This window comes from Roseateles koreensis (genome assembly GCF_028595305.1).
GTDB lineage: Bacteria > Pseudomonadota > Gammaproteobacteria > Burkholderiales > Burkholderiaceae_C > Paucibacter_A > Paucibacter_A koreensis.
Genome location: NZ_JAQQXS010000017.1, coordinates 22360 through 42195 on the forward strand (window position 1 = coordinate 22360; position 19836 = coordinate 42195).

Genomic DNA, 19836 nt, shown 5'->3' on the forward strand with positions numbered 1-19836 from the left:
TTCCTAAAAACATGAACGACTTCGAGAGTCATTTGATTGGCGCAAAGACAGGCTTTTGCAGCGTCATTGTTGCATGTGACTTTTCTCGACCTGCCGCATTTAAACACCGTTGAATGACATGAGTTTGTTGATTCTTGAACCCCTTGAAGTGGATGTCATGCAATGGCTGTCAGAGCGTCAGCCGGTGCGGTTTGCGCCTGAACTGGTGGGGCAGGCCCGCCAACTGCGGGAGGCCTTGCACCACACCCGCGCCTTGATCTTGCCGCCCAGCGTGGCGGTTGATGCTGCCTTGTTGCGCGCCGCGCCCAAGCTGCGCGTGGTCGGGCGAATGAGTGCGGGGGCTGAAAACATTGATCTGGAGGCTTGCCGAACTGCGCGTGTGGAGGTCATTCGCAGCGCTACGGCCACCGGCAGCGCTGAGGCGGAGTTCATCGTGGCGGCACTGCTGTCGCTGCTGCGGCGGGTTCCCATACAGTCCAGCGACGGGATGTGGGTGGGGCGTGAGCTGGGCTGCGCCACCATCGGTTTGATTGGCATGACGCCCGCCGCGCGCATGTTGGCGCAGTTGCTGCCTGCCTTTGGGGCCCGGGTCGTGGGGTATGACCCCAGCTTGCATCAAAGCGATCCGTTGTGGGCCCAATGGGGGATTGAAGCCCTGCCGCTGCGTGAGTTGATGGAGCAGAGCGATGGCGTGAGCGTACAGCTCGCGTTTTTTCCGCGCTACCGCGGGCTGCTCGGCGAGCGGGTTTTGGAGTTCTCCCGACCCAACCAAGTGTGGGTCAGCATCAGCCATGCCGCCTTGTTTGACGACAAGGCGTTGGCCGATGCCTTGTCTTCAGGCCGCATCCTGGCGGCCTGGCTGGACAGCCTGGAGCCGGGCATGCAAGAACCTGGGCGCCCGCTTCACGGAGCCGCCAACCTCCAGGTCACACCGCGACTGGCCGGAACGACGCGCGAATCCCGCGCCCGCGCGGCCTGGGGCGTGGCACGGCGCATCGACGAGTTGCTGGCCGAAGCGCCGGAACCGGCGGGAGAATTCATCGCCCGCCCGCTCGCTCAAGGTGCCGGGATCAGGCGTGCCAGCTGATCTTTCAGGCGCTGCACCGTGCTACTGAATTCGGCAATGCGCTGACGCTCTTGCGCCACAACGGCTGCCGGCGCACGGGCTACGAAGGTTTCGTTGCCCAGCTTGGCTTCGGCCTTGGTGATCTCGCCCTCAAGGCGGGTGATTTCCTTGGAAAGGCGTGCGGTTTCCGCCGCGACGTCGATTTCCACCTGCAGCGCCAAGCGTGCCTCGCCGTGCACCAGTACGGGCGAAGCCTGGCTGGCCGTGGTGAAGGCGGCTTCGTCGTCGAAGATCTTCACTTCGCTCAGCTTGGCCAGCACCTTCAGGAAGGGCGCTGCCTCACGCAGGAAGCGGGTATCGCCGCCCACCAGCAGGGGCACGCGCTCGGAGGCCGACAGGTTCATCTCGCTGCGCAGGCTGCGGCAGGTGCCGACCACCGTTTTCAGCGAAGCCACCCATGCGTCGGCCACCGGGTCGACGCGTTCAAGCTGCGCTTGCGGGTAGGCGGCGTTGACCAGATAGCTTTCTGAATCAGCTGCTTTGCGGCCGGCCACGGGGGCCACCGTTTGCCACAGTTCTTCGGTGATGAAGGGCGCGATCGGGTGCAGCAGGCGCAGCACGGTTTCCAGCACCCGAATCAAGGTGCGGCGGGTGGCGCGTTGCTGGGCTTCGTTGCCTTGCTGGATCTGCACCTTGGCGATTTCCAGGTACCAGTCGCAATACTCGTCCCACACAAAGGAGTAGATGGCGTTGGCCACGTTGTCCAGGCGGTATTCGGTAAAGCCTTGCGCAATGGCGGCTTCCACACGCTGCAACTCACCCGAAATCCAGCGGTCCGCCGGGCTGAACTGTAGATAGCCGTGCGCCGAGCCGCCCGGTGCGCATTGCTCCTTGCTGTGCTCCAGCAGGCCGCAGTCCTGCTCCTGGGTGTTCATCAGCACGAAGCGAGTGGCGTTCCACAGCTTGTTGCAGAAGTTGCGATAGCCCTCGCAGCGCCGGGTGTCAAAGTTGATGTTGCGCCCCAGGGTGGCGTAGCTGGCCATGGTGAAGCGCAGCGCGTCGGCACCGTAGGCTGGCATGCCTTCGGGGAATTCCTTTTTTACCCGGGCGGCGACTTTGGGGGCTGTTTCGGGACGGCGCAGGCCCATGGTGGATTTGGCCACCAACGTGTCCAGATCGACGCCCTCGATCAGGTCCACCGGGTCCAGCACATTGCCTTCGGACTTGCTCATCTTCTGGCCCTGCGAATCGCGCACCAAGCCATGGATGTACACGTCCTTAAAGGGTACCTTGCCGGTGAAATGCTTGGTCATCATGATCATCCGGGCGACCCAGAAGAAGATGATGTCGTAGCCTGTCACGAGCACATTCGACGGCAAGAACAAATCCTGCTCCACCGTCTTGGCCGGCCAGCCCAGGGTGGAGAAGGGCACCAGGGCGGAGGAGTACCAGGTGTCCAGCACGTCTTCATCGCGGGTCAGCTCACCCGTGTAGCCTGCCGCGGTGGCCTTGGCCCGGGCCTCGGTTTCGTCGCGTGCCACGAACAATTCACCCCCGCTGCCGTACCAGGCCGGAATCTGGTGACCCCACCAGAGTTGGCGCGAGATGCACCAGTCCTGGATGTTGCCCATCCAGTGGTTGTAGGTGTTGATCCACTGCTCGGGGTAGAACTTGACCTCGCCGGATTCCACCGCGTCGATGGCGCCCTGGGCGATGCTGCTGCCGTTCTTGCCGAGCTTGTTCATGGCGACAAACCACTGGTCGGTCAGCATGGGCTCGATCACCTGGCCGGTGCGCTCGCAGCGCGGCACCATCAGCTTGTGCTTTTTGACTTCAACCAAAAAGCCCTGGGCCTCCAGGTCGGCGACGATCTTTTTGCGAGCCACGAAGCGGTCCAGGCCGCGGTAGGCCTCGGGGGCCTCGTCATTGATCTTGGCGTCCAGCGTCAGCACGCAGATCATCGTCAACTGATGGCGTTGCCCCACGGCATAGTCGTTGGTATCGTGCGCCGGGGTCACCTTCACCACACCGGTGCCGAAAGCACGGTCTACATAGTCGTCTGCAATGACGGGGATGCTGCGTCCGCACAGGGGCAGCGAGACTTGCTTGCCGATCAAGGCGGTGTAGCGCTCGTCTTCGGGGTGCACCATCACGGCCACGTCGCCCAACATGGTTTCCGGGCGGGTCGTGGCCACCACCAGATCGCCGCTACCATCGGCCAGGGGGTAGCGGATGTGCCAGAGGAAGCCATCTTCCTCTTCGCTGCTGACTTCCAGATCGGACACGGCAGACTTCAGCACCGGGTCCCAATTCACCAAGCGTTTGCCGCGGTAGATCAGGCCTTCATCGAACAGTTGCACAAAGGTTTCGGTCACCACCTTGGACAGGTTGTCGTCCATGGTGAAGTACTCGTGGTCCCAGCTGACACTGTCGCCCATGCGGCGCATCTGCCGGGTGATGGTGTTGCCGGATTCTTGCTTCCATTCCCAGACGCGGGCGACGAAATTCTTGCGGCCCAGGTCATGGCGGGTCTTGGCGCCTTCCACACCCTTGTCGGCCAGTTGGCGCTCCACCACGATCTGGGTGGCGATGCCGGCATGGTCGGTGCCGGGCACCCACAATGTGTTATGGCCAAGCATGCGGTGGTAGCGCGTCAACGAGTCCATGATGGTCTGGTTGAACGCATGGCCCATGTGCAGGGTGCCGGTCACATTGGGTGGCGGCAGCTGGACGCAGAATGACTCGCGTGCGACATCCAGCGTGGGTTTGTACAGGCCTTTGGCCTCCCACAGCGGTCCCCAGTGGGCTTCCAGAGCGGCGGGTTCAAACGATTTGGCGAGTTCGGTCATGGCAGCGGCGGCGCGACAGAGGCGCGAAGGAAATGCATTAGAAATGGTGGAGGATTGTAGGTGTCCGCCCAGGTGAAATCGCAGCGAACGTGGGATGTGTCTGGCGCCCGGCCGGCTCTTCAGCGTTGACTTGTCAAAAACACAGCACAAAATCAAGAGGCCCCAGCCTGACCAAGGCTACTTTTGACAGTGGTACCTTGGCGACTTTCGACGTTTACCTCAGAAGGCAAAGCAAACCATGTTGTTCGCACCCCTGCAAGTCGGCGCACTGTCGCTGCCTAACCGAATTATTCTGGCACCCCTGACGCGCACCCGCGCCAGCGCCGGGCACATGCCCAATGAATTGATGGCCGAGTACTACGCCCAGCGGGCGGGTGGCGGCCTGCTGGTGACCGAGTGCACCATGATCGCACCGGGTACCTCTGCTTTCGGCAACGATCCCGGCATCTACTCTGCTGCACAGATCGAGGCGTGGAAAATGACCACCGCCGCAGTTCACGCCAAGGGTGGCCGCATCTTTCTGCAGATATGGCATTCAGGGCGTGCCGCCCATCCCGCGCTGAACGACGGTGCCGAGAACGTGGCTCCCAGCGCCATCGCCATCGAGGGCGAGGTGCATACCCCTCAGGGCAAGCTGCCGAATGCCGTGCCCCGCGCCTTGCGCGTGGACGAAATTCCGGCGCTGGTCGAGGCCTATGCCCAAGCCGCCCGCAATGCGATTGCAGCTGGATTTGACGGCGTGGAGGTGCACGGCGCCAACGGCTACCTGATCGACCAGTTTCTGCGCGACAGCGCCAACCAACGGACCGATGCCTATGGCGGCTCCTTGGAAAACCGGGCGCGCTTTTTGTTTGAAGTGCTCACGGCGGTCACTGCAGCCATTGGTTCTGATCGCGTGGGCCTGCGCCTGTCACCGCTGAACAGTTACAACAGCATGAAAGACAGTGACCCAATGGCTTGGACAGCGTTTTTGGCCGACCGCCTGAATGCATTCAACTTGGCCTATCTGCACTTGATGCGCGCCGACTTCTTCCAGGCTCAAACGGGGGATGTGATGCCCGTGGCGCGTCAGGCGTACAAAGGCGTGTTGATCGGCAATATGGGCTACACGGGAGAAGAGGCCGGGCAAGCCATCCACGTTGGCAAGTTGGACGCAGTGGCTTTCGGCACCGCTTTCCTCGCCAATCCGGATCTGCCCGCCCGCATCAAGGCGGGTGCACCGCTGAACAAGCCGGACGCCAGCACCTTCTACACGCCGGGTGCCAAGGGCTACACCGACTATCCGGTGATGTAAGGGCAGAGCGCAGGCGATTGGCCCTTTCACACGGGCCTTCGCCTTGCTCGGCCCTCACATGAATAAATGTTCACCGGCATTTTGGCTGTGCCGGAATGCCGGGTGGCGCCTGTGGCGCCGTTCAGACCTCATTGCGTTCGGTCGTCACATGAACAAATGTTCACCGGCATTCTCCCCGCCCAGTACGACGTAGTTGACTTTGCGGAGGTCGCCCAGGGTTTTGCCGCCGGCGTAGGAGATGGAGCTCTGCACATCTTCCTGCATCTCGCGCAGGGTGTCGGCCAACTTTCCTTTCACGGGCTCAAGAATGCGCTTGCCTTCAACGTGCTTGTACTCGCCTTTGTTGAAGTCGCTGGCGGAGCCGTAATACTCTTTGTACAGCTTACCGTCCAACTCGACGGTGTTGCCGGGCGATTCTTCGTGTCCCGCAAACAGCGAGCCCACCATCACCATGGCGGCGCCAAAGCGCACGCTCTTGGCTATATCGCCGTGGTGGCGAATGCCGCCATCAGCCACGATGGGTTTGGTAGCCACCCGGGCACACCATTTCAATGCAGACAGTTGCCAGCCGCCCGTGCCAAAGCCTGTCTTGAGGCGAGTGATGCAGACTTTGCCCGGGCCAATGCCGACCTTGGTGGCGTCGGCGCCCCAGTTTTCGAGGTCAATCACGCCTTCGGGCGTACCAACGTTGCCGGCAATGACAAAGGTGTCGGGCAGACGTTGCTTGATGTGGGCAATCATGCGCTGCACGCTGTCGGCATGGCCGTGGGCGATGTCGATGGTGATGTAGTCGGCGCCGACGCCTTCTGCGGCCAGTCGGTCGATGACGGCGTAGTCGGCGGCTTTGACGCCTGAGCTAAGAGAGACAAGCAGCCCTTTGTCGCGCATGGACTTGGCGTAGGCCACGTTGTCCAGATCAAAGCGGTGCATCACGTAGAAATAGCCGTTCGCGGCCAGCCATTCGGTGATGGGCACGTCAACCACCGTTTTCATGTTCGCGGGCACCACCGGCAGCTTGAATCGATGCGGGCCAAAACTGGCTGAGCTGTCGCATTCCCCCCGGCTTTCAACGCGGCATTGACGTGGCAGCAGGAGAATGTTGTCGTAGTCGAAGATTTCCATATCGTTCCCAAGTTCGCAATGTGGAGTGCGTTGCAAGCAGTGCAACTCCTGGGCTGCGAGCGCTTGACTTGGTGACCCGGAAAACGTCTTCGACGAACCGAGCACCAAAATTTGGGCCCGGTGTCTGATTCTACGCGGTTCTGGCATGGCACCCTGTGAGTGCATGCCCGCTTGGGATGGGTGCGTGGCAGCCGCTAAAATCAGCGATCTTTGCCTCATTCTGCGCATTTGCCAGGACACCATTTCATGCACTCAGTCGTCATCAGCGGCACCGGCCTGTACCAGCCGCTGCACACCATCACCAATGCGGAATTGGTACAAGCTTTCAACGCCTATGTGGACCTGCAAAATGCCGAGCATGCCCAGGCCATTGCAGCGGGCGAGCGCGAGCCCCTGGTGCATTCCAGCGTCGAGTTCATCGAAAAAGCGTCCGGTATCAAGCAGCGCTATGTGCTTGAAAAAGATGGCGTGCTGGACCCCACCCGCATGTACCCGCGCTTCAAGGAACGGCCCGATGATCAACTGTCTTTGATGGCGGAAATCGCGGTCGACGCTGCACAGCATGCATTGAAGGCAGCCGGCAAGCCCGCCAGCGTCATCGACGCGGTGCTCTGCGCCAGCGCCAATATGCAACGCGCTTATCCCGCCATGGCGGTGGAGATCCAGCACGCATTGGGCGCGGGGGGGTATGGTTTTGACATGAATGTGGCCTGCTCGTCGGCCACATTCGCCCTGGAGCAGGCCTATAACGCGGTGCGTTCAGGAGCTTCCAAATGCGTGTTGGTGATCAATCCTGAAATCACGTCGGCCCATTTGGAGTGGCGCGACCGCGACTGCCATTTTATCTTTGGCGATGTGTGCACCGCCTTGATCGTCGAGCGGGCTGATCTGGCCACTGCGCCCGAGCAATGGGAGATTTTGGGGACACACTTGGCGACCCAGTTCTCCAACAATATCCGCAATAACTTTGGTTTCATGAACCGCGCCGAGGACAGCGATCCGCTGGCGCGTGACAAGACATTCCGCCAAGAAGGCCGCAAGGTTTTCAAAGAGGTCGTGCCCATTGCTGCGGCCCACATCGAAGGCCATCTGGCCACGCTCGACCGGCAACCCTCTGACGTCAAGCGTTATTGGCTGCACCAAGCCAATTTGGGCATGAATCAGTTGGTGATCAAGAAATTGGTGGGTGGCGAAGTCGGCGCCGATCTCGCACCCTTGATCCTTGATGAATTTGCAAATACTGCTTCTGCGGGGTCCATCATCGCTTTTCACCGGCACCGCGCCGATTTGAAGGCGGGTGATTTGGGCGTTATCTGCTCGTTTGGAGCGGGCTACTCGGTGGGCAGTGTGGTCGTCAAGAAGCGTTAAGTTGTCATGCCTGACGGATTGATTCGGCCGACGGCGATCAGGTTTGGGTCCATGATTGAGGCAGCTTGCCCTTGGGGCATTTGAGCGAATTTTCTGGGCCAGACCATGCGTTTACTGATTCTCGGCGGGACTCAATTCGTCGGCCGCCATCTTGTTGAAGCCGCACTGGCGCAGGGGCATGAGCTGACCTTGTTCAATCGGGGGCAGAGTGCGGCGGATCTGTTCGCCGACACGCCCCAGATCCACCGTCTGAAAGGGGATCGCCGGGACGACTTGTCTGCCCTGCAGCACGGCGAGTGGGATGCGGTGCTTGATTGCTGTGGCTACATCCCGCGTGAGGTGGACGCAAGCGCCCGTTTGCTCGCCGGGCGTGTTGGGCAGTACCTGTACATCTCCAGCGTTTCCGCATACGCCAGTTTCGCCGGGCCGAACACTGAGGCTTCGCCCCTGGGGCGGCTGGCCGACCCCTCGACGGAGGTGGTGGACGGCGCCAGTTATGGCCCCTTGAAGGCGGCTTGCGAGGCCGCCTTGCGGCAGCATTTCGCGGCTCCCTTGGTTTTGCGCCCGGGTTTAGTGGTCGGCCCACACGATCCCACCCAACGTTTCACTTATTGGCCAGCGCGCATCGCCGGCGCAGCGTCGCCCGCTCGGGCCGGTGAACCCATTCTGGTACCGGCGCCGTGCGGGGAGCCGCTGCAGTTCATTGACGCCCGAGACCTCGCCGCCTTCGCCTTGCAGGCCTTGGCGCGGGGCCTTGCGGGCACGTTCAATGTGGCTTGCACTTCGGGTCAGCCCACACGCATGGCGCTGCTGCAAGCTTGCGTGCAGGCGGCGGGGCTTAGCACTGAGCCCGAGTGGTTCTGGGCGGAGAGCCAGGCCTTGCAGGCTTTGGGCGTGGCCCCTTGGAATGATCTACCGCTGTGGCTGCCGCCGGTGAGCGAGTTTGCTCAACTGATGCGTTGTGATAACGCGGCAGCACTACAGGAGGGCTTGCAGATTCGACCCCTGACCGAAACCGTGGGCGACACCCTACGTTGGTGGCAGGACCTGCCGGAGGCTGAGCGCGTCTTCACGCGTGCCGGCTTGACGCCGGTGCGTGAACGCGAACTGATCAAAGCCTTGCGGTCAGCCCAATGCATTCGGTGCAATTGAGCGTGGCTTTTTGATTTTTGTCTTTTGAGTTTGCCCGGCGGTTCAATGGCCTGAAGCGGCTGGCGAGGGCGGGGGTGAGAGCGGCGCTGCGTTCGCAGGGTTGGTCACGCCTGAGGCGCTTGCTTCGGCTGCGGAGGGTGTGCCGATGCTGCGCACGCCTGCCGTGCCGGCAAACTCCTCAAACGACCAGTCGCCGTCGACGTAAACCAAGCCTTCTGCCGGTGGGCTGATCTCGTTGATGGGTTGGTTTTTGAGCGCCACCGTCATCAAATCAATCCAGGCGGGCAGCGCCAAGCCGCCACCAAACTCTCGGTCGCCGAGCGAGTGTGGATTGTCATAACCCACCCAGACCACGGCGGCCAGATTTTTCTGAAAACCGGCAAACCATGCGTCCACTGAATCGTTGGTCGTGCCGGTCTTGCCGTACACATCGCCGCGGCGCAGTTGGGCTGAGGCGCGCGCTGCGGTGCCGCTGCGTGCAACTTCTTGCAGCAAGCTGCTCATCACAAAGGCGTTGCGCTCGGAGATGGCGCGCAAGTCTTCGCTGAGTGCCGGCGGCGCGGCGGTGAACAGCACGGCGCCCTTGGCATCGGTGATGCGCGTGATCAACAGGGGTTTGAGCAGATAGCCGCCGTTGGCGAAGACGCTGTAGGCACCCGCCATTTGCAAAGGTGTGACGGAGCCTGAGCCCAGCGCCAAGGTCAGGTCGTCGGGTTGCTTGTCGGCATCCAGACCAAATCGGGTGGCCCAGGCGCGGGCGCGGGCGGGGGTAACCTGCTCCATGACGCGCAGGGTTACCATGTTTTTGGACATGGCCAAGGCACGGCGGATGGTCAAGGCACCGTCGAATTTTCCGTCGGAATTCTTGGGCTCCCAAGTGCCGAAACTCAGTGGTGCATCGTCCACCACCGTGGCGGGGCCGATGCCTTGCTCCAGCGCTGCGGAGTAGACGATGGGCTTGAAGCTGGAGCCCGGCTGGCGCCAGGCCTGCGTCACGTGATTGAATTTGTTGCGGTTGAAATCAAAGCCCCCCACCAGCGCCCGCAGCAGGCCCGTGCCGGGCTCGACGGCAACCAGGGCGCCTTCGGCTTCTGGCGACTGCGTGATCACCCAGGCGCCAGCCGGCTCCGCTTTGCTGGATGCACCGCGCAGCACACGGATGATGGATCCGGGGCGAATGGCCTGGTCTACTTTCGCTTTAGGTGACAACGCCGATTGCACCGAGCGCAGGCCGTCGCCGCTGATGCTCAACTCGTCGCCATCCTGCAGCACGGCCTCGACTTTGGCGGCACTGGCACGCAGCACCACGGCGGCACGCAGGTCGTCGTTGTCGGGGTGCTGTTCAAGTGCCTGGCTGATGGCGGTGTCTTGCTCGTTTTCGTCCTGGGGCAACTCGACGAAGCCCTCGGGACCCCGATAGGGCTTGCGCCGCTCCAGTTCCATCAAGGTACGGCGCAGCCCCTTGTACGCGGCGGTTTGTTGCTCGGCAATCACGCTGGTGTGCACCTGCAGCCCCAGGGTATAGGCCTCGTCGCCGTATTGGGCGAACACCGCTTGTCGCGCCATTTCTGCTGCAAATTCGGCATGCAAGCGGGTATCTTGCGGGCTGCGAATATGCAGGGTCTCCACCTTGGCGGCGTCTTGCTCAGTCTTGCTGATGGCGCCTACGTCGGCCATGCGCTCCAGCACGATCAGTTGCCGTTTTTTTGCACGTTGAAAGTTGCTGATGGGGTTGGCGTAAGCGGGGTTTTGCGGCAGCCCGGCGAGCATAGCCGTTTCAGCAATGTCCAGATTTTTCAGCGATTTGCCGAAGTAGGCGGCAGCGGCAGCCTCGAAGCCGTAGGCCCGTTGACCCAGATAGATCTGGTTCATGTAGACCTCGAGAATCTTGTCCTTGCTGAGTTGGCGCTCAATCTTCAGGGCCAGCAACATTTCAATGAATTTACGGCTGTACAGCTTTTTCTTGGTCAGATAAAGGTCACGCGCCAATTGCTGGGTGATGGTGGACGCACCCTGGCTGCGCGAGGCCAGCACATTGGCCACCAACGCGCGGACGATACCGGGCATGTAGATGCCGTTGTGTTCGTAGAAGTGACTGTCTTCCGTGGCGAGCAAGGCGTCTTGCATACGTTTGGGGATTGCAGCCAAGGGCAGGTATTGCCGGCGCTCGGCGCCGAATTCACCCATCAACTGGCCGTCTGCAGTGAAGACCCGCAGTGGTTGCTTGGGCTGGTAGTCGGTCAAATTGTCCAGGTCAGGCAGCGTGGGGTAGATCAGCGCTGCGGCGATGGCCAGCAAGAGGAGCAAGAGGCCTAAGGCCCCGCCGATCACCATCAACACACGGGGCAGCGCCATGCCGATTTGAGGCCGGGCACCGGCACGCGGAAACTTCAAGCAAGTCATCAATCAAGCACACCGCCGTTGAACGAGGCCTGATTATCCCGGGTTTGCGGCGGGCTCTGCCGTGCCGGATGCGTTATCGTAGCCGCCATGCATGAGATGACTTTTTACTGGCACGATTACGAAACTTTTGGCCGCGTTCCGCGCCGCGATCGCCCGGCTCAGTTCGCGGGTTTGCGCACCGACGCCGAATTGAACGAAATCGGTGATCCCTTGATGATCTACTGCCAGCCGGCCCCCGATTTTCTGCCCGACCCGGAGGCCTGCCTGCTCACGGGCATCTTGCCACAAACTTGCCTCCACGAGGGCTTGCCCGAGCATGAGTTTGCTGCGGCCATCGAGGCCGAATTGTCACGCCCTGGTACGGTGGGTCTGGGCTACAACAGCATTCGTTTTGACGATGAGGTGACGCGTTACTTGCTGTGGCGCAATCTGCGTGAACCCTATGCGCGGGAGTGGCAGAACAACTGCGGACGTTGGGACCTGCTGGACGTTGTGCGGTGTGCTTACGCTTTGCGGCCCGAGGGCATTCAGTGGCCCACGCATGAAGACGGGCGCCCGTCCTTCAAGCTGGAGCATCTCACCCAGGCCAATGGCTTGGTGCACGATGCTGCGCATGACGCCTTGTCCGACGTTCGCGCCACCATCGCGCTGGCCCGCCTGATCAAGGCGGCCCAGCCCAAGCTTTTTGAGTTTTGCCTGAAGTTGCGCAAGAAAGAGGCCGTTTGGGCGGAAATCGGTGTGGGGCGACCCTTTCTGCACATCTCTGGCATGTACGGGGTGGAGAAGGGCTGTTTGGCGTTGGTGTGGCCTTTGGCTCCCCATCCCAGCAATAAGAACGAGTTGGTCGTGTGGGACTTGGCGCATGACCCGTCGGAATTGTTGACGCTGGGCGCGCAGGAAATCCGTGCCCGCATGTTCACCAAACAAGCCGATTTGCCTGAAGGGATCGAGCGCCTGCCCATCAAGACCATCCATGTCAACAAGTCGCCGGTTGTCATCGGCAATCTCAAAACACTGACACCCGAGGTGGCGCAGCGCTGGGGTCACGATCTCGCGCAGAGCTTGAAGCACGCCGCCTTGTTGGCGGAAAAGGGGCATTTGCTCGACGGTCTTTGGGCGCCTGTGTTCAAACGCGAGTCCACTGGCGAGGCCGTGGACGTGGATGAGGATTTGTATGGCGGTTTTGTCGGCCCAGACGATCGTCGAAGCATGCAACGCCTGCTAACCCTAAGCCCCGAACAAATGGCGCAGCGTGCCGAAGAAGGCAAACTGGTGTTCAACGACCCTCGCTTGGAGGAGTTGGTGTTTCGCTTTCGGGCCCGTAACTTTCCGGCCAGTTTGAGCGAGAGCGATCAAGCACGCTGGCAAGCTCATCGGAGCCACCGATTGGAGAGCGGCGATGGTGGCTTCCCGAGCTTGGCGACGTTTTTTGAGCACATCGACCAACTCAGCGAGCAGGCGGACGAGCGGGGCGAAGCGATATTGGGTGCGCTTTACGACTACGCGGAGCAAATTGCCCCGATTGATTGAACGATTGAACGGTTTGAGCTCATGAACTCAGAGTAAGTGCCGAAATGCCTGTAAATCGAGGAGTTGTTCCGGGTTTCTTTTGAAGCCAAATCGCGGTACACCTACGGTTTCACGCCGTTGATCGTGCCAAGGAGTATTGATGACAACGAAACCAGATGCCAGCGGAACGGCCGATGTACTTGCCGCGCGCATGAATGCCCTGATGGTGCGCGCGCCTCTTGCCGTAGGCTTTGTCAAGAATGGGCATTTTGAGACGGTGAGTGAACAGTTCAATCAACTGTTCGGGCACGGTGACGACACGGACTTGTCCGGGCAGTCCGTCCGCAGCGTCTATGTGTCCGATGGCGCGCAAACTGCGGTCATGCAGCGCATGGGCACCGCCTTTGGTGGCGGGCACCCTTTTGATGAAGAGATTGAGTACGTGCGCTGCGATGGCAGCCGGTTTTGGGGTCGTTTGCAGGCCACACCACTGGCCTGGGACTCGCCGGCTGGAGAAGTGCTGTGGATTGTGGACGATGTGACGGCAGCCCGGCAATTGCGTCTGCAGCCCACCTGGACGGCCAAACATGACGCTTTGACCGAGTTGGCGAATCGCCGCGAATTTGAGCGCCGCCTGAGCGAGCACGTGGGCAGTGCCCGCAAAACGCCGGTGTCGGTGCTGTGGATTGATGTCGACCGATTCACTGAAATTGTGTCGAGCATGGGCCCCGAGGTGGGCGATCATTTTCTCTACGGCTTGGGCCAACTCTTGTTGACCAAAGTGCGCGCCTCCGACTTTGTGGCGCGTTTGGAGGACGACCATTTCGCCGTTTTGCTGCCCAATTGTGATCAGCATTACGCCCAGATCGTGGCCGAAAAAATCAGATCAGGAGTAGCCAACTACCGCCTGCGCTGGGGTTTGCATCGCACGCGGGTCAAAGCCTGCCTGGGCGTGGTTCAGGTTCAAGGCACACTTGAAACGGTGGATGCCGTTCTCGGGGCGGCAGCGCTGGCTTGCACCGAAGCCAAAGCGGCCGGCGGCGACAGCGTGCGGGTGTTTGTTTCGGCGGGCGGCTTTGAGGAGCTTGCCGGTTGATCGCCCCCGCCACGGTGCAGTTTTTTGGCGGTTTTTGAGAATTGGCAGGAATTTCGTATTCTTTTCTAAAGTTCTCTCAAGATTGGCCGATGAGTCGATGGCTAACCCTGCAGTACGGAGCACCATCATGACTATCGGTCTGTCCACCGCCTATGCTGGCGTCTCGTCGGCCAATGAACGCTTGCGTGCTTCAGCGCAGGGTGCGGCGGCTGCGTCCGCCAGCGCCAGTTCTGCCGATACGCAACGCCAGCAACTGCAAGCCCAGGTCAGCCAAGCCGATGCGGCGCGCGCCAAACTGCTCCAAACTGCCGCCGTGGGCCAAACCAATGAGCCCGTGGATGCCAGTCGCAAGGCCGACACGTACGCCTTTGTCGCCAACCTTCGCGTGCTGCAAACGCAATTGGACGCGAGTGGTGTGATGCTGAATATCAAGGCCTGAGCCCCCACTTACTTCTCTGTAGGGTTGACCGATCCCTATCCGCTAACAACACGAGTTAGGTGTTGTAGACGCGTCTTGCCCTCGCATAGACTGACAGCTTCTCTTTTTTGGGGGGTCGTCATGTTGAAGAGAAGTTTTTTGGCAACCGCCGTGACCGTGGCACTTGCCGGGTTGAATGGCGTGGCGCATGCGCACGGTATGGGTGAGGTCCCGGCTGATTCGCAGGGGCATATCACCGTATTCGTGGCCAAGAAAATCGTCACGATGGACCCAACGCGCCCGGTGGCAACCGCAGTTGCTGTGCGCGACGGCAAAGTCTTGAGCGTCGGTTCGCTGAAAGACCTCGCCCCCTGGCTCAAAGACAAAAAATTTACCGTGGACGAACAGTTCAAGGACAAGGTGTTGATGCCTGGACTGATTGATCCGCACATGCACCCCATGCTGGGCGCGATCAGTTTTGAGGCGTTCTGGATCACGCCTGAAGCGTGGGATGTCATGGGCCGCAAGACACCCGCCACCACGACGCCTGAAACCTATATGAAGGCGCTGAAGGCCGCCTTTGCTGCGCAGGGCACGAAAGACCCCATTTTCATGACCTGGGGCTACAGCGCAGATTTTCACGGTGAAATGTCTACCGCAGTGCTGGACACGGTGTCAAAGACGCAGCCCATCATGGTGATGCAGCGCTCCTTGCACGAGGTGTTTTTCAATACCGCGGCCATGGAGTACCTGAAGAAAAAGGGTTTTGATGCGACCAAAGTTCAGGGCCATCCACAGGTTGATCTGGTCAAGGGTCATTTTTGGGAAGACGGCATGTTCAGCATCGTGCTGCCCTATATCGCCGACTACATTTTGGCGCCCGCCCGGGTCGACAAGGGGTATGCGCGAACCCGCGACTACCTCACCTATAACGGCGTCACCACGGTGGGTGACATGGCGACCGGTTCCACCAATTGGGATCTGGAAATTGCTGCACTCAAACGCACCTTTGAAAAGGACGATTCGCCGGTGCGTGTGCGTTTGACGCCTGATGTTTACAAGCTCAGTGCAGCGATGAAGGGCGGGGCGGATGAAGTCCTCGACATGGTGTCCAAGCTGGCGACCAAGAACAGCCGACATCTGGTGTTCAACAATGGCATCAAATTGTTTGCTGACGGCGCCATGTTCTCCCAGGCGATGCAGATTTCAGAGCCGGGCTATATCGACGGGCATGCAGGACAGTGGATCATTCAGCCCGCACCCTTTGAGGAATACGCGCGGCGCTATTGGAATGCGGGCTACCAAATTCACGTTCACACCAATGGCGATGGCGGCGCAAAGCTGGTGTTGGACACGCTGGAAAAATTGGAGAACGAGAAGCCCCGCGTCGACCATCGATTCACCGTTGAGCATTACGGTTATGCGAATGACGGTACCTCGCGACGAATCGCCAAACTGGGCGCGCAAGTGTCGGCCAATCCGTTCTACTTGTATGACCTCGGGGACATCTACGCGCAAAGTGGGCTCGGGGTGGACCGGGCTTCTCGGATCGCGCCTTTGGGCGGCTTGGTACGGCGTGATGTTCCGGTGTCCTTGCACTCGGATTTCCCCATGGCTCCGGCCAATCCCTTGTACCTTGCCTGGTGCACCGCCAGCCGCGAAACCACGTCTGGCAAGGTGTTTGCCCCCACAGAGCGCCTGACCGTTGACCAGGCCATTCGGGGTGTCACCATTGATGCTGCTTATGTGCTGCACATGGAAGACAAGCTGGGCAGCATTGAAGCCGGCAAGACGGCTGACTTCGCGGTACTGGACAAAGATCCCTATGAGGTGGGCGTCAAGGGCCTGCGCAGCATCAAGGTTTGGGGAACGGTCTTCGAAGGACAGGCCTTCCAAGCCAAGCCGGCGGAGAGCTCAACGGAAAAAACGCTCAAGTCAATCAATCGTTGATACTCATAATTTAATGTTTTGAGGTCCGAATGGTGAAGAGATCACTTATCTGTTGTGCAGTACTTATTTCTGCGATGGGTATTTCGATGGAATAAGTACTTGATTCAAATAGGGGTGGTCATAGCAAATCGCCGAAAAATGGGATTTGATGTCGAACTCGGGGTCGAAGTTTAGTGGGTGGCCTTTGAACAAAAAAATGCGGGCCGCAAGGGGCCCGCATTTTGTTCGTCAACATACAGCAAATGCCATGGCCTCAGGAACCGGCGTGCCGGTTCTTGAGGCCAATTGATCAGGCGCTGACGCCCTTGGCGGTTTCTGCGTATTCCTCGATCTGGTTGAAGTTCAGGTACTTGTAGATCGAGGCGCCATCCTTGTTCACCACGCCCATGGCTTCATGGTATTCAGCCACGGTGGGCAGCTTGCCCAGCTTGGATGCAATGGCGGCCAACTCGGCCGAACCCAGGAACACCTGTGTGTTCTTGCCCAAGCGGTTGGGGAAGTTGCGGGTGGAGGTGGAGATCACCGTTGCGCCTTCACGTACTTGGGCCTGATTGCCCATGCACAGCGAGCAGCCTGGCATTTCGGTGCGCGCACCGGCGTTGCCGAAGGCGGCGTAATGGCCTTCCTTGATCAGCTCGGTCTGGTCCATCTTGGTTGGCGGGGCTACCCACATCTTGACAGGGATGTCGCGTTGCGAGCCCAACAGCTTGGCGGCGGCGCGGAAGTGGCCGATATTGGTCATGCAAGAGCCGATGAAGGATTCATCGATCTTGGTGCCGGCGACTTCGGACAGGAACTTGGCATCATCCGGGTCGTTGGGGCAGCAGACGATGGGCTCCTTGATGTCGGCCAGATCGATCTCGATCACGGTGGCGTATTCGGCGTCCTTGTCGGCTTCCAGCAGGTCGGGCTTGGCCAACCAGGCTTCGACCTTTTCGATGCGGCGCTGCAGGGTGCGGGCATCGGCGTAGCCATCGGCAATCATGTTCTTCATCAGCACGACGTTGCTGGTGAGGTATTCCTTGATCGGCGCGGGGTTCAGCTTGATGGTGCAACCGGCGGCGGACCGCTCGGCCGAAGCGTCAGACAGTTCGAAGGCTTGTTCGACCTTCAGATCCGGCAGGCCTTCAATTTCCAGGATGCGGCCCGAGAACACGTTCTTCTTGCCGGCTTTGGCGACGGTCAGCAGACCGGCCTTGATGGCGTACAGTGGGATTGCATGGACCAGGTCACGCAGCGTCACGCCAGGCTGCATTTCGCCCTTGAAGCGCACCAGCACCGATTCAGGCATGTCCAGGGGCATCACGCCCGTGGCGGCGCCGAAGGCTACCAGGCCGGAACCGGCGGGGAAGGAGATGCCGATCGGGAAGCGGGTGTGCGAGTCGCCGCCCGTTCCCACGGTGTCAGGCAGCAGCAGGCGGTTCAGCCAGCTGTGGATCACGCCGTCGCCCGGACGCAGGGCCACGCCGCCGCGGCTGCTGATGAAGGCTGGCAGTTCGCGGTGGGTCTTGACGTCCACGGGCTTGGGGTAGGCCGCGGTGTGGCAGAAGGACTGCATCACCAAGTCAGCCGAGAAGCCCAGGCAAGCCAGGTCTTTCAGCTCGTCGCGGGTCATTGGGCCGGTGGTGTCTTGCGAGCCCACGGTGGTCATCTTGGGTTCGCAGTAGGTGCCGGGGCGAACGCCTTGGCCCTCAGGCAGGCCCACAGCGCGGCCCACCATCTTTTGCGCCAGGGTGAAGCCGGCCTTGGTTTCAACGGGAGCCTGGGGCAGGCGGAACAGCGTGGAGGCGCCCAGGCCCAGGAACTCGCGGGCTTTGGCGGTCAGCGAGCGGCCGATGATCAGGTTGATGCGGCCGCCGGCTCGCACTTCGTCGAACAGCACATCGCTCTTGAGCTTGAACTCGGCCACGGTGGCGCCGTTCTTCACGATCTTGCCTTCATAGGGCAGGATGTCGATGACATCGCCCATCTCCAGGCGGGTCACGTCCACTTCGATGGGCAGGGAGCCTGAATCTTCTTGCGTGTTGAAGAAGATCGGCGCGATCTTGCCGCCCAGCGTCACGCCGCCAAAACGCTTGTTCGGCACGAAGGGGATGTCTTGGCCGGTGGCCCAGATCACGCTGTTGGTGGCCGACTTGCGGCTGGAGCCCGTGCCCACGACGTCGCCCACATAGGCCACGACGTGACCTTTTTTCTTGAGCTCGTCGATGAATTGCATCGGGCCGCGCTTGCCGTCTTCTTCGGGGACGAAGGCTGCACCCTCGCGGGTGTTTTTCAACATCGCCAGGTAGTGCAGGGGGATGTCGGGGCGGCTCCAGGCATCTGGGGCGGGCGAGAGGTCGTCGGTATTGGTTTCGCCGGGCACCTTGAAGACGGTGACAGTGATCTTCTTCTCGACTTCAGGGCGGGTGGTGAACCATTCGGCATCGGCCCAGCTCTTCATGACTTCCTGGGCCTTGGCGTTGCCAGCCTTGGCCTTGGTGGCCACGTCGTTGAAGAAGTCGAACATCAGCAGGGTTTTCTTCAGGCCCGCAGCGGCCACGTCGGCCACTGCGGCGTCGTCCAGCAGTTCGATCAGGGGATGGACGTTGTAGCCGCCCACCATGGTGCCCAGCAATTCGGTGGCCTTGGCTTTGGAGATCAGGCCGACGCTCAGGTCGCCGTGCGCCACAGCGGCCAGGAAGGAGGCCTTGACCTTGGCGGCGTCGTCCACGCCTGGCGGAATGCGGTGGGTCAACAGATCCAGCAGGAATTCGCCCTCGCCAGCCGGCGGGTTCTTGATCAGTTCGATGACCTCGGCGGTCTGCTTGGCGTCAAGCGCCAGCGGCGGGATGCCGAGGGCGGCGCGTTCGGCGACATGTTGGCGGTAGGCTTGCAGCATTGCGTTCTCCAGGGTTGCTGTGGGCTTGTGGGTCAAGGTCAGGGGGCCGCTTGCGGCTTGATGAGCTTGAGCCCTTTGAAATAGTCGCGGAAAAATCCGTCGTCATTGGTGATCAGGCCGCTGCATTGCAGCAGGGCATGTGCGCCGACGATGAAGTCGGGCACGGTTCTTTGGCGGCTGCCGCCTCGGGCGCGGTAGCGGCGTTGCATTTCGCCAGCGCGGATGGCGGCTTTGGGCTCGACGGTGCTGTAGCTCAGGCCCATGTCCTCCAGGGCCTGAAGGGCTTGGTCGCCGCCTTGCAAGGAGGCGCAAACCTCAGCCACCACGACCGCACACACCACCACGGGGCCGTGATTCAGGGCCTCACGCAGCGCAGCTTCGGCCATGTCGGCACGCTCGCTGCCGCTGAGCAGGTCGATGAGAACGGCGGAGTCGATGGCGATCATGCGATGTTCGCTCAACGGTCGATCGGGTCGCCGGGGGCGCGGCCACGCACGGCACGCATGGCGTCGTCGACCGAGGTAAAGCCGTCCAGCTTGAATTTGCCGCGTGCGCGGGAAATGGCGTCGTCGACGCTCTTGCGCAAGATGATGCGCCCGCCGTCCAGCTCCACTTTGAGTGTGGTGCCTTTGGTCAGCCCCAAGGCATCGCGTACGGCTTTGGGCAGGGTGATCTGACCACGTTCTGCAACAGTCGCTTCCATGCGGGGGGCCTCCGGACCGGGTGCC

General features: G+C 60.9%; 14 protein-coding genes. 8 read left to right on the forward strand and 6 right to left on the reverse strand.

Annotation, left to right across the window (positions count from 1 at the left end; all coding sequences use genetic code 11):
* The first annotated feature begins 118 nt into the window (after positions 1–118).
* On the forward strand, positions 119–1087 hold the full coding sequence (locus PRZ01_RS16945; protein WP_273598004.1) for an NAD(P)-dependent oxidoreductase: 969 nt from the start codon (positions 119–121) through the stop codon (positions 1085–1087).
* On the opposite strand, the gene PRZ01_RS16950 is transcribed toward PRZ01_RS16945, so the two are convergent.
* Positions 1057–3915 (reverse strand): valine--tRNA ligase, encoded by a 2859-nt coding sequence (locus tag PRZ01_RS16950; RefSeq protein WP_273598006.1) that lies wholly within the window; start codon positions 3913–3915, stop codon positions 1057–1059. The genes PRZ01_RS16945 and PRZ01_RS16950 overlap by 31 nt on opposite strands.
* A gap of 238 nt (positions 3916–4153) precedes the next feature.
* On the opposite strand from PRZ01_RS16950, the gene PRZ01_RS16955 reads away from it, so the two are divergent.
* Entirely contained in the window at positions 4154–5209 is a 1056-nt protein-coding gene (locus tag PRZ01_RS16955; protein ID WP_273598008.1) for an alkene reductase, read from the forward strand.
* Between the two features lie 144 nt (positions 5210–5353).
* On the opposite strand, the gene PRZ01_RS16960 is transcribed toward PRZ01_RS16955, so the two are convergent.
* Positions 5354–6331: a GMP reductase gene (locus tag PRZ01_RS16960; RefSeq protein WP_273598010.1), complete on the reverse strand. Its 978-nt coding sequence runs from the start codon at positions 6329–6331 to the stop codon at positions 5354–5356.
* 246 nt (positions 6332–6577) lie between these two features.
* Here PRZ01_RS16960 and PRZ01_RS16965 point away from each other — a divergent pair, with 246 nt between their 5' ends.
* Both PRZ01_RS16965 and PRZ01_RS16970 read left to right on the forward strand, forming a co-directional pair.
* Entirely contained in the window at positions 6578–7699 is a 1122-nt protein-coding gene (locus PRZ01_RS16965; RefSeq protein WP_273598012.1) for a beta-ketoacyl-ACP synthase III, read from the forward strand.
* 105 nt (positions 7700–7804) lie between these two features.
* Positions 7805–8851, forward strand: coding sequence for an NAD-dependent epimerase/dehydratase family protein (locus PRZ01_RS16970; RefSeq protein ID WP_273598014.1), 1047 nt, complete (start codon positions 7805–7807; stop codon positions 8849–8851).
* Between the two features lie 42 nt (positions 8852–8893).
* On the opposite strand, the gene PRZ01_RS16975 is transcribed toward PRZ01_RS16970, so the two are convergent.
* Positions 8894–11254, reverse strand: a complete 2361-nt coding sequence (locus PRZ01_RS16975) for a penicillin-binding protein 1A (RefSeq protein WP_273598016.1) — start codon at positions 11252–11254, stop codon at positions 8894–8896.
* Between the two features lie 87 nt (positions 11255–11341).
* Here PRZ01_RS16975 and sbcB point away from each other — a divergent pair, with 87 nt between their 5' ends.
* The 4 genes from sbcB to PRZ01_RS16995 all read left to right on the forward strand — a co-directional run bounded on the left by sbcB (position 11342) and on the right by PRZ01_RS16995 (position 16227).
* Positions 11342–12784, forward strand: coding sequence for an exodeoxyribonuclease I (gene sbcB, locus PRZ01_RS16980; protein ID WP_273598018.1), 1443 nt, complete (start codon positions 11342–11344; stop codon positions 12782–12784).
* A gap of 139 nt (positions 12785–12923) precedes the next feature.
* Positions 12924–13859: a sensor domain-containing diguanylate cyclase gene (locus PRZ01_RS16985; protein WP_273598020.1), complete on the forward strand. Its 936-nt coding sequence runs from the start codon at positions 12924–12926 to the stop codon at positions 13857–13859.
* Positions 13860–13986: 127 nt separating this feature from the next.
* Positions 13987–14298, forward strand: a complete 312-nt coding sequence (locus PRZ01_RS16990) for a hypothetical protein (protein WP_273598022.1) — start codon at positions 13987–13989, stop codon at positions 14296–14298.
* Between the two features lie 120 nt (positions 14299–14418).
* Entirely contained in the window at positions 14419–16227 is a 1809-nt protein-coding gene (locus PRZ01_RS16995; RefSeq protein ID WP_273598024.1) for an amidohydrolase, read from the forward strand.
* A gap of 289 nt (positions 16228–16516) precedes the next feature.
* On the opposite strand, the gene acnB is transcribed toward PRZ01_RS16995, so the two are convergent.
* From acnB to PRZ01_RS17010, 3 genes are read right to left on the reverse strand one after another with little or no spacing between them, the layout of a single operon-like run.
* Entirely contained in the window at positions 16517–19108 is a 2592-nt protein-coding gene (gene acnB, locus PRZ01_RS17000; RefSeq protein WP_273598026.1) for a bifunctional aconitate hydratase 2/2-methylisocitrate dehydratase, read from the reverse strand.
* Positions 19109–19146: 38 nt separating this feature from the next.
* Positions 19147–19554, reverse strand: coding sequence for a type II toxin-antitoxin system VapC family toxin (locus tag PRZ01_RS17005; protein ID WP_273598028.1), 408 nt, complete (start codon positions 19552–19554; stop codon positions 19147–19149).
* A gap of 11 nt (positions 19555–19565) precedes the next feature.
* The gene (locus PRZ01_RS17010) at positions 19566–19811 is read right to left on the reverse strand and encodes an AbrB/MazE/SpoVT family DNA-binding domain-containing protein (RefSeq protein ID WP_273598030.1); all 246 of its coding nucleotides are present in this window, start codon (positions 19809–19811) and stop codon (positions 19566–19568) included.
* Positions 19812–19836: the final 25 nt, after the last annotated feature.